Below are 9356 nucleotides of genomic sequence, written 5' to 3' on the forward strand. Positions count from 1 at the left end.
CCGGGCGTCGGACGGTCGAACCGACCGGTCACACGAGCACCTGGTCGACGAAGCACCAGCGCCAGCTCTCTCCGGGCTCATGGGTCCGCATCACGGGGTGGCCCGTTTCCCGGTGGTGCCCCGTCGCGTGCCGTCCCAGCGACGAGTCGCAGCAGCCGACGTGACCGCAGCTGAGACACAGGCGCAACTGCACCGGATCCGTGCCGTCCCGCAGACACTCCGGACACGTCTCGGTGAGTGGAACGGGTTCCGGGAGCGGCAGCGCGTCGGCGTGCGTGCACTGTTTCATGATGGCCAGGTTACGACTGTTGCACGGATCACAGCACGGAGATTCGGGGTGTGCACGACATGGACGTGATGCCGTTGCTGTTGCTGGTGGCGGGCAGTGCCGCGGTCTCCGCCGCCGCCAGACGCACTCCGGTGCCGGCCCCACTGCTGGTGGTCGCCGCCGGTCTGGCGGTCAGCTATGTGCCCGGTGTGCCCGTCTACACGCTCGACCCGCACATCGTCCTTCCGCTCATCCTGCCCCCGCTGCTGTACACAGCTGCCATCGACAGTTCCTACCTCGGTCTGCGGGCGCAGCTGCGGCCGGTCGCGCTGCTGTCGGTGGGGTACGTGCTGTTCGCGACCTTCGTCGTCGGCTGGGCCCTGTACCTGCTCGTGCCGGGCCTGTCGCTCACCGCGGCTCTGGTGTTCGGTGCCGTGGTGGCCCCGCCGGACGCGGTCGCGGCGACGGCGGTGGCGCGCCGGGTCGGACTTCCGTCCCGGATCACCACGATCCTCCAGGGCGAGTCCCTGCTGAACGACGCCACCGCGATCACCGCGTTCCGGGTGGCCTTGGCGGCAGCCGTCGGCGAGGGCGCGACCTGGGCCGGGGGGATCGTCGCGTTCCTGCTCGCGGCGTTCGGCGGCCTCGTGTGCGGTCTGGTGCTGATGGTTCCGCTGCACTGGCTGCGCACCCATGTGAAGGAGGCGCTGCTGCAGAACACGCTCTCCCTGCTGATCCCGTTCGTCGCCTACGCCGCCGCCGAGCAGGTGCACGCCTCCGGGGTCATCGCGGTCGTGGTCGTCGCGCTCCATCTGGGACACCGCGCGTGGGAGGTGGATTTCGCCACCCGGCTCCAGGAGGGGGCGGTGTGGAGGATGGTCGCGTTCGTCCTGGAGGCCGCGGTGTTCGCGCTCATCGGACTGCAACTGCCGATCGTCCTCAAAGGGCTCGGGGAGTACGCGGGCGCCGAGGCCGTCTGGTACGCGCTGGCCGTCTTCGCGGTGGTCGTCGTCGCGCGGTTCGTGTGGGTGTACCCGGCCACCTTTCTGCCACCGCTGCTGTCGGCCCGCATCCGGGAACGCGAAGGGAGACCCGGCTGGAAGTCGCCGTTCGTCATCGCATGGGCCGGCATGCGCGGCGTGGTCTCGCTGGCCATCGCCTTCTCGATCCCGCTCGCCGCCGGCGGCGCCGACTTCCCGCAGCGCAGCCTGCTGCTCTTCCTGACCTTCACCACGGTCATCGGCACGTTGGTGGTGCAGGGGCTGACGCTGCCCCCGCTGATCCGTCTGCTGAAGATCCCCGGGCGCGACATCCAGGCCGAGACCCTCGCGGAGGCCAACGCCCAGGCGCAGGCCTCGCGGATCGCCGAGCAGCGGCTGGACGAGCTCCTGTCCGACGAGCGCAACGCTCTTCCGGCCCCGCTCGCCGACCGTCTGCGCACCGTCCTGGAGCGCCGCCGCAACGCCGTCTGGGAACGTCTGGGCCAGGCCAACCCGGTCACCGGGGAGTCCGTGGACGACACCTACCGGCGGCTGTCGCGGGAGATGATCAGCGCGGAACGTGACGTGTTCGTCAGGCTCCGCGACGCCCGCTACCTCGACGACGAGATGCTGCGTACCCTGCTGCGGAGGCTGGACCTGGAGGAGGCGGCGGCCTATCGGGAGACGGCGTAGAGCGGCTCCCCGGGCTCACGGGAAGGGAGCGGCCGGTGACGACCGCGGCGACCGTACCCCCGTGCGGACCGCCGAGCATTCGGTCTGAAGCGTCCGTACGCCCGTGATCAGGTCCACATTTCCCTCAAGTCGGTTCACGACGTCGAGCATTGCGGCCCCCGGCATGGAAAGCCGGCGGGAATCCGACCTCGCGTCCGGCCTTCGGAAGGGCAACACCGACCTGATCACGAAACCGCGCTGGAGTATCGACGGCTTCACATCCCTTTCGGCCCTCTTCGTCGATCGGCTCACCGATGGCCGGCCTGCGGAGGTCGTCCTGCGAGCCGGAGGCCGCGACGAGGTCCCGAAGCGCGGCCCCCTCCGCACCTGACGTGCGGTGCGGGAGCAGCATCACCACCCGTCCGCCGCCATCGACGACGGCCCTCTCCGGTCGGCTCTCCCCGCAGATGCCGGCGATCCTGCGGTCCTCGATCAGCACCGGCATCGGCTCGCTGGGTCTGTCGCCGAGTCCGTCGAAGACGCGCACGTTGTCGATCAGGATCGGCCAGGATCGGCGCGGAGGTCTGCTGTCGAGTCATGGCCTTCCTCTCACCACGGGCCGACGTGGATCGGCGGAAGTCGCCTGGCGGGCCGACCGGACAGCACCCGGGTCTCCAGATCTCGACCAGGCCTTTCGGCTCGGCACGGGTGCCTTCGACGTTCTTCGGCAGCAGTTCGCGGCCGAGGGCTCCTCGGGCGTCACGGGCCCGGAGCGGGCCGGTGGCCTCGTCGAAGGCGGCGAGGACGCGGGGTGGCCCGGGTGGTCCGGATGGTCCGGGTGGTCGGTCGACTCCGGGAGGCAGCCGGGTGGGGATCCGGTGGGTGAGGGCGGTGACGGTCTTCCGGGTGATCACGAGGGGCTCGAGGCAGGTCTCTCCGGGCGATTGCGTGGTGCAGGACACGTCCGTGGATGGATTACCGACGGGAAGAGCCAGGGAAGCCATAGGGCGCCCCACATGATCCCCCGGAAAGGGTTCACCGTGACGCTCGCTGCGCCTTCCCCCACCCCCATACCTCGGGCAGCAGGTTCGTTCCCCCTCCTCGGCCACTCCCCCCACCTCGCCCGCGACACGCTCGCCTTCCTCGCCTCGCTGCGCGACACGGGCGAGCCGCTGATCGAGATCACCCTCCAGCCCGGCACCCGCACCCTCGTGGTCCAGGACCCGGCCCTGATCCAGGAGATGCTCACCACCCTCGGCCCCAGCCTCGACAAGGGCCGCTTCTTCGAGAAGATGGGCCATCTCCTCGGCGGCGACAGCGTGGTGACGGCCGCGGGCCGCGCCCACGTCCGCAAACGCCGCCAGCTCCAGCCCGCGTTCGCGCACACCGAGATCGCCCGCTACGTCGACATCATGCGCACCACCACCGACGGCGCGACAACCGCGTGGCAGCCCGGCCAGGAACTGGACGTCCGCGACGCGATGGTGCAGCTGTCCCTGGACATCCTCGCCAAGACCGTCTTCGGCGGAAGCATCGAGGACACCGCCTTCCGCGAACTGCGCCGCGACCTGTCGGTGGTGATGAACGGCGTCGGGGCCCGCGTCATGCTGCCCGACTGGGCCGAGCGGCTCCCCCTGCCGGTCAATCGCCGCTTCAACCGCGCCCGGGACGCGGTGCGCGCCCGGGTCAGTGCCGCCGTCTCCGACCTCCAGGCCTCCGGCCACGACTCCGGGGACATGCTCTCCATGCTGCTGCGGGCCCGCAACGCGGACACCGGCCGGCCGCTGAGCGGACACGAGATCAGCTCGGAGATTCTCACCCTGGCCGTGGCCGGCACCGAGACCACCGCCAGCGTGCTCTCCTGGATCCTGTACGAACTCGCCCGCAGCCCCGAGGTCGAGGCCCACGTGCTGGCAGAGCTCGACACCGTCCTGGCGGGACGGCCGATCGCGTTCGAGGACCTGCCCCGGCTGGAGTATCTCGACCGCGTCGTCACCGAAGCACTGCGCCTGCATCACACCGGCTACCTCGTCACCCGCCGCACCACCACCGCCACCCGGCTCGGCCGGTGGACGATCCCCGCAGACACCGAACTGGCCTACTGCCAACACGCCCTGCACCGGGATCCCCGGCTCCACCCCGATCCACTCCGCTTCGACCCCGACCGCTGGCTCGACGACGCCCAGCCTCCCCCGACGGGCGCCTTCCTGCCGTTCGGTGCCGGCAAGCACCAGTGCATCGGCGACCGCTACGCCCGCACCGAGTTGCTCACCGCGATCGCCACGATCGTACGGACGGTACGTCTCGAACTCACCGGGGACCAGGTCGTCAAACCGGTCGCACGGGCCACCGTACGGCCCGGGACCCTGCAGATGGTGGTGCGGCGCCGGGAGGCCGTTCCTCACCAGGAAACGGCCTCCCCCGGGGCGTGAACGGACCGGAGGCGACGTCGCGTTCCGGCCGCAGTCGCCCAAGAGCGTGTCCGGCCCCTCCAAGTGGGGTGCCGGTGGCGGCTCGTGTCCCGGACGCCCGTGCCGGTGGCCCTCTGGGAGCGGCCCACCGGCACGGGCGAGGGCTGGCCGCCCCGGTGGCCGGGATTCAAAGGACACCGGGGCGGAAAGCTGTGTGGGGACGCGGACGTCAGTCGTCGTACGACAGGCCGTGCCCGGAGCGGAAGAGGACCTTGGTCGGGTCGTCGGCCCGCTGGACGGGCACGGGCAGCTTGCCGCGCGGCTCGACCCGGCCGGCGATCACCCGGGCGGCGGCGCGCAGTTCGACCTCGGTCCAGCAGTAGGAGACCAGTGAGGCCGGAACGTCGCCGAGGTGGGCGATGTCGTAGGGGTTGCGCACCGCGAGGTGGACGACGGGGACGCCCGTCGCGAGCAGCCGGGACACCAGGGTGCGTTGGGCGCTGGTGGCGCTGACGTTGTCGGTGGTGACCACCACCGCGTCCCGTCCCTGTGCGGCGGCCACGGCTTCGTCGATCTTCGCCGCGTCGGGCGCCCGGCCGGTGGCGAGGTGGGTGGTGCCGTAGCCCAGTTCGTCGAACGCCTTGGCCAGCTCGGGCACCGTGGTGCGGGTGTCGTCGGTCGGGAAGGCCGGACTGGCGCCGACCACGAGCAGCTTCTTCTGCCTGCGGCGCAGCGGGAGCGTCTCGTCCTCGTTGACCAGCAGGGTGGTGGTGCGCTCGGCGATCCGGGCGGCGGCGAGCTGGTGCTTGCGGGCGCCGACGACCCGGTCGACCTCCTTCGGTGAGATGTAAGGGCTGCCGCTGAGCAGGCCGGCCTTGTCCTTGACCCGCAGGATGCGCAGCACCGACTCGTCGAGTCGCTCCTCGGTGATCTCTCCGCTGCGGACGGCGGCCAGGACGCCGTTGTAGGCGACGTCGATGTCCGGCGGGAACAGCAGTTGGTCGACGCCTGCCTTGAGCGCGAGGACGGGCACGCGGTCGTCGCCGTACTTGGTGCGCACGCCGCGCATGTTGAGGGCGTCGGTGACGATCACGCCGTCGAAGCCGAGTTCGTCGCGCAGCACGCCCTGGAGGATCGTGGGCGACAGGGTGGCCGGTTCATTGCTGGGGTCGAGCGCGGGCACCTGGAGGTGCGCGGTCATGATCGAGTCGACGCCGGCGGCGATCGCGGCCTTGAAGGGCGGGGCGTCGATGCGGTCCCACTCCTCGCGGGTGTGGGTGATCACGGGCAGTGCGGTGTGGCTGTCCTCCCCGGTGTCCCCGTGGCCCGGGAAGTGCTTGGCGCAGGCCACGACGCCGGCCTGCTGATAACCCGTCACTTGGGCTGCCACCATGCGACCGACCTCGCGGGCGTCGGCGCCGAAGGAGCGGACGTTGATGATGGGGTTGGCCGGATTGACGTTGACGTCGGCGACCGGGGCGAAGTTCTGACGGATGCCCAGGGCGGCGAGTTCGGTGCCCGATATCCGTCCGGCGGTGCGCGCGTCGGAGAGCGAGCGGCCCGCGCCGAGTGCCATCGCGCCCGGCAGTTGGGTGGCGCCGCTGCCGATGCGGACGTTGGCCCCGTGCTCCTGGTCGATGGAGATCAGGGACGGGATGGGGGTGGGCAGGGCGAGCGAGGCCCGCTGCACACCGTTCGTCAAGTCCGCGATCTGGCGGAGGCCTTGGATGTTGTTCGCCCAGCCGGAGAAGTAGATGACACCGCCGATGTGGTACTTGGCGATGAGCTCGGCCACGGTGCGGACGCCGAGTTCCCTGAGGTTGCGGTCCTGGTCGAACTGGCTGGGAGAAGTCGCCGACGTACCGTAGAAGTACGGCACGAACAGCTGGCCGATCTTCGCCTCGATGCTCATCTTGGAGATGATCTTCTTGAGGCGGTCGTCGCGCTTGTGCGCGACCGCGGGGGTGGCCGTCACGCTCACGACGCCCGTTGCGCTCGCAGCGACCACGGTTGCGGAGGCGAGAACGGTTCGTCTGGACAGACTCCGGTCCTGCATGCGGCCATGCTCCTTCCAGCCTTGCCCATCAAGGGAGTTGAAGGAAACGTGAAGGGCTCCGAACAGCGGGAAACGTAGCCCGCAGATCGCGGGCGGGGCAAGAGGTCCAGACAAAACAGGTCTAGACAAAATGAGGGCTCTCCTGCCGTATGCGCGGATGCCCCGGGCTGGACCGATACGTGAAAACACGACACTTCCTGTGACCCTCGAGGCGCCTGGCTCGATCTTCAATCAGAAGCGCTCGGTCGGGTGGGTCGAAGGACGGGAGGGACAGATCGGCGGACGGGACGGCAGAAGCGCTCGTCAGCCGCGAACCGACACGACAGCCTCTCACCACGGCAACTCCTACGAAGGCTGGCTTCCGGCCGTTACGCCATCGCTTTCCCGTGCGGAGTTCGACGCCGACGGCCTTGGCGGCCTCCGCGCAACTCACGCCTTGCTGCACGAGCCGGAAGCATTCCTCCCGCTCACGGGTCAGCTTCCTGCGGCCCCGGGCCACTGTCCGGACCTTGCGGATCTGGAACACCGCACCTCTTGAGCCGGGGTGTTGCGACGATCGCCAGAACTCGAGCAGGAGTCGGCGGGGCCTCTCCTCCCGCGCCCACTGGCCGGCTCCGACAAGGCGCTGACCTACTGCGTTCGCAAGCCGGAACGTGAAGGCGGCGGGCGGAATGTGGAGGATCTGGGGTCAAATCGGATCACTGGGCGGGTCCTGAGAGACTGGCGGGCATGGATATCGCTCGCAGGAACAATGTCACCGTCACCGGCACCCCGCAGGGGCGAACGGTGGTGCTGGCTCATGGGTTCGGCTGCGATCAGAACATGTGGCGGCTGACACTGCCTGCCTTGGTCGAGGAGTACCGGGTGGTGCTGTTCGACTACGTTGGTTCCGGCCGCTCGGATGCGGCAGCGTTCTCGGAGGACCGTTACGGCTCTCTGAGCGGTTACGCCCAAGACGTGGTTGAGGTGTGCGAGGCGCTCGATCTGCGCGACGCGGTGTTCGTGGGCCATTCCGTCAGCGCGATGATCGGTGTGCTGGCGGCCGGCACGGCTCCGGAGCGAATCGGGGCGCATGTGATGGTCGCTCCGTCTCCGCGATACATCGACGACGAGGGTTACCGCGGCGGTTTCAGCGCCGACGACATCGACGAGCTACTGGCGTCACTGGAGTCGAACTACCTGGGCTGGTCGGCGGCGATGGCCCCGGTGATCATGGGCAACGCGGACCGGCCGGAACTGGGCGAGGAGCTGAGGAACAGCTTCTGCGCCACCGACCCGGACATGGCGCGTGTCTTCGCCCGGACCACCTTCCTGTCGGACTCGCGGGACGACCTGAAGAGCGTGGAGGTGCCGACTCTGGTGCTGGAGTGCACCCAGGACGTGATCGCTCCCCGGGAGGTGGGTGCCTTCGTCCACCGGGCGATCCCCGGCTCGACACTGGTCACGCTGGACGCGACCGGGCACTGCCCGCACCTGTCCGCGCCCGAGGCCACCAACCGGGCGATCATAGAGTTCCTGGCGGCCCTGCGGTGATGTGCCGCGCCGGGCAACAGCCCGATCCGCACGAGGCCGACGACGAGAAGACCTCCAGCGCGGCGTTCGCCGCGCTGCTGGAGGACAGTGCCGAGGAACTGTACGAGAGCGCACCGTGCGGGTACCTGTCCACGCTGATGGACGGCACCATCGCGAAGATCAACACCACGCTGCTGACCTGGCTCGGCCTGGAGCGGGAGGCGGTGGTGGGCCGGATGCGGTTCACCGACCTGCTGACCGTGGGCGGCAAGATGTACCACGAGACGCACTTCGCGCCGCTGCTGCGGATGCAGGGCGAGATCAGCGGCATCGCCATGGAGATCATAGCAGGCCGGCGGCGGCCGGATGCCCGTGCTGGTCTCCTCCACGGTCAAACACGGCAGTACCGGCGAACCCTTGCTGATCCGCACCACCGTCTTCGACGCCCGGGACCGCCGCGCCTACGAAGAGGAACTCCTGCGCGGCCGGAAGGCGGCCGAAGAAGCACGCAAACAGGCGGAGGCAGACCGGGCCCGGCTTCAGGACGCCCTCGCTGTCCTCCAGCAGTCACTGCTGCCCGACAGCCTCCCGAAGGTACCTGGGGTGGAGACGGCCGCCTACTACCACACTGCCCATCCCGACCGGCTCGGCGGCGACTTCTACGACGTCTTCCCCATCGACGGCAAACGCTTCGGTTTCTTCCTCGGTGACGTGTGCGGCAAGGGCCCCCAGGCAGCCGCGCTCACCTCGCTGACCCGCTACACACTGCGCGCCGCCGCCCTGCACGACCCGAACCCCGTCTCGGTTCTGACCACCCTCAACAAGGTGCTCCACGAGCGGTACGCCGGCAGCGGCGACCCGCGCTACTGCACCGCCGTCTACGGCACCTTCGAGCCCGCCCTCGGTACCGGGCAGGTCACCGTCCACCTGGCCTCGGGCGGACACCCTCCGGTCATCGCCGTGCGTGCCGACGGCGCCGCCGACTTCCTGCCCACTCCCGGTGGCCTCCTCGTCGGCATCCTGCCCTCCGCGCGCTTCACCGCCGCCACGACCGTGCTCGCCCCCGGCGACATGCTCCTGCTCTACACCGACGGCATCACCGAGGCCCGTACCGGCGAAGGCCGCACCGGACTGTACGGGGACGAGGCCCTGCTCGCCTTCGCCGCCGACCACGCCGGCGAGCCCCCGCCCGCCGCGATCCAGGCCCTGACCGACCTGCTGCACAGCTTCGGTGACGGCCTCGATGACGACACCGCACTGCTCGCCCTCGGTGTCCCGGCCCCCGACCCTCGGACGAGAAGCAGCCGATGAGCCCACTGAAGATCACCGCCCGAGACGCTGCCACTGGTCCCGTTCTGGAGATCTTCGGCGCGCTCGACTACTAGGGCTTTGTTAGGTCCTGTGGTGGGGTTCGGGGGCAGGTGCGGGTTGGCCGCATATCGAGCAGGCGCCGGTCC

General features: G+C 69.8%; 7 protein-coding genes and 2 pseudogenes. 5 read left to right on the top strand and 4 right to left on the bottom strand.

Annotated elements, in window-relative coordinates; all coding sequences use genetic code 11:
- Nucleotides 1-28: 28 nt before the first annotated feature.
- A complete protein-coding gene (locus JL475_RS27230; RefSeq protein WP_079034555.1) occupies nucleotides 29-289 on the bottom strand; it encodes a UBP-type zinc finger domain-containing protein in 261 nt (86 codons plus the stop codon).
- Nucleotides 290-348: 59 nt separating this feature from the next.
- Between JL475_RS27230 and JL475_RS27235 the strand changes: the two genes are divergently transcribed.
- Nucleotides 349-1941 carry a Na+/H+ antiporter gene (locus JL475_RS27235; RefSeq protein WP_202280609.1) on the top strand — a complete coding sequence of 531 codons (1593 nt, stop codon included), beginning with the start codon at nucleotides 349-351 and terminating at the stop codon, nucleotides 1939-1941.
- Nucleotides 1942-2065: 124 nt separating this feature from the next.
- Here the strand turns inward: JL475_RS27235 and JL475_RS27240 are convergent, their stop codons facing one another.
- A complete protein-coding gene (locus JL475_RS27240) occupies nucleotides 2066-2467 on the bottom strand; it encodes a hypothetical protein (RefSeq protein WP_202280601.1) in 402 nt (133 codons plus the stop codon).
- Nucleotides 2468-2960: 493 nt separating this feature from the next.
- Between JL475_RS27240 and JL475_RS27245 the strand changes: the two genes are divergently transcribed.
- Complete coding sequence (locus JL475_RS27245; protein ID WP_307825174.1) at nucleotides 2961-4352, top strand: cytochrome P450; 1392 nt, start codon at nucleotides 2961-2963, stop codon at nucleotides 4350-4352.
- Between the two features lie 208 nt (nucleotides 4353-4560).
- Here JL475_RS27245 and JL475_RS27250 read toward each other — a convergent pair whose 3' ends face one another.
- Both JL475_RS27250 and JL475_RS41745 read right to left on the bottom strand, forming a co-directional pair.
- Complete coding sequence (locus JL475_RS27250) at nucleotides 4561-6387, bottom strand: glycoside hydrolase family 3 protein (protein ID WP_202280603.1); 1827 nt, start codon at nucleotides 6385-6387, stop codon at nucleotides 4561-4563.
- Nucleotides 6388-6508: 121 nt separating this feature from the next.
- Nucleotides 6509-6913, bottom strand: a complete 405-nt coding sequence (locus JL475_RS41745; RefSeq protein ID WP_368860242.1) for a helix-turn-helix domain-containing protein — start codon at nucleotides 6911-6913, stop codon at nucleotides 6509-6511.
- A gap of 203 nt (nucleotides 6914-7116) precedes the next feature.
- On the opposite strand from JL475_RS41745, the gene JL475_RS27255 reads away from it, so the two are divergent.
- From JL475_RS27255 to JL475_RS40330, 3 genes and pseudogenes are all read left to right on the top strand, one after another.
- Entirely contained in the window at nucleotides 7117-7920 is an 804-nt protein-coding gene (locus JL475_RS27255; RefSeq protein WP_202280604.1) for an alpha/beta fold hydrolase, read from the top strand.
- Nucleotides 7920-9210, top strand: a pseudogene (locus JL475_RS27260) (PP2C family protein-serine/threonine phosphatase). The gene JL475_RS27255 and the pseudogene JL475_RS27260 overlap by 1 nt, the downstream one beginning before the upstream one ends.
- A pseudogene (locus JL475_RS40330) lies at nucleotides 9207-9281 on the top strand (anti-anti-sigma factor); the annotation flags it as partial. The pseudogenes JL475_RS27260 and JL475_RS40330, both read left to right, overlap by 4 nt.
- Between the last annotated feature and the right edge of the window lie 75 nt (nucleotides 9282-9356).

Source organism: Streptomyces sp. M2CJ-2 (genome assembly GCF_016757295.1).
Lineage (GTDB): Bacteria > Actinomycetota > Actinomycetes > Streptomycetales > Streptomycetaceae > Streptomyces.

Bases quoted from the DNA above. Each gene is read 5' to 3' on its own strand.
- JL475_RS27255 (WP_202280604.1), top strand. From the start codon at position 7,117: ATGGATATCGCTCGCAGGAACAATGTCACCGTCACCGGCACCCCGCAG.
- JL475_RS27250 (WP_202280603.1), bottom strand. From the start codon at position 6,387: ATGCAGGACCGGAGTCTGTCCAGACGAACCGTTCTCGCCTCCGCAACC.
- JL475_RS27235 (WP_202280609.1), top strand. From the start codon at position 349: ATGGACGTGATGCCGTTGCTGTTGCTGGTGGCGGGCAGTGCCGCGGTC.
- JL475_RS27230 (WP_079034555.1), bottom strand. From the start codon at position 289: ATGAAACAGTGCACGCACGCCGACGCGCTGCCGCTCCCGGAACCCGTT.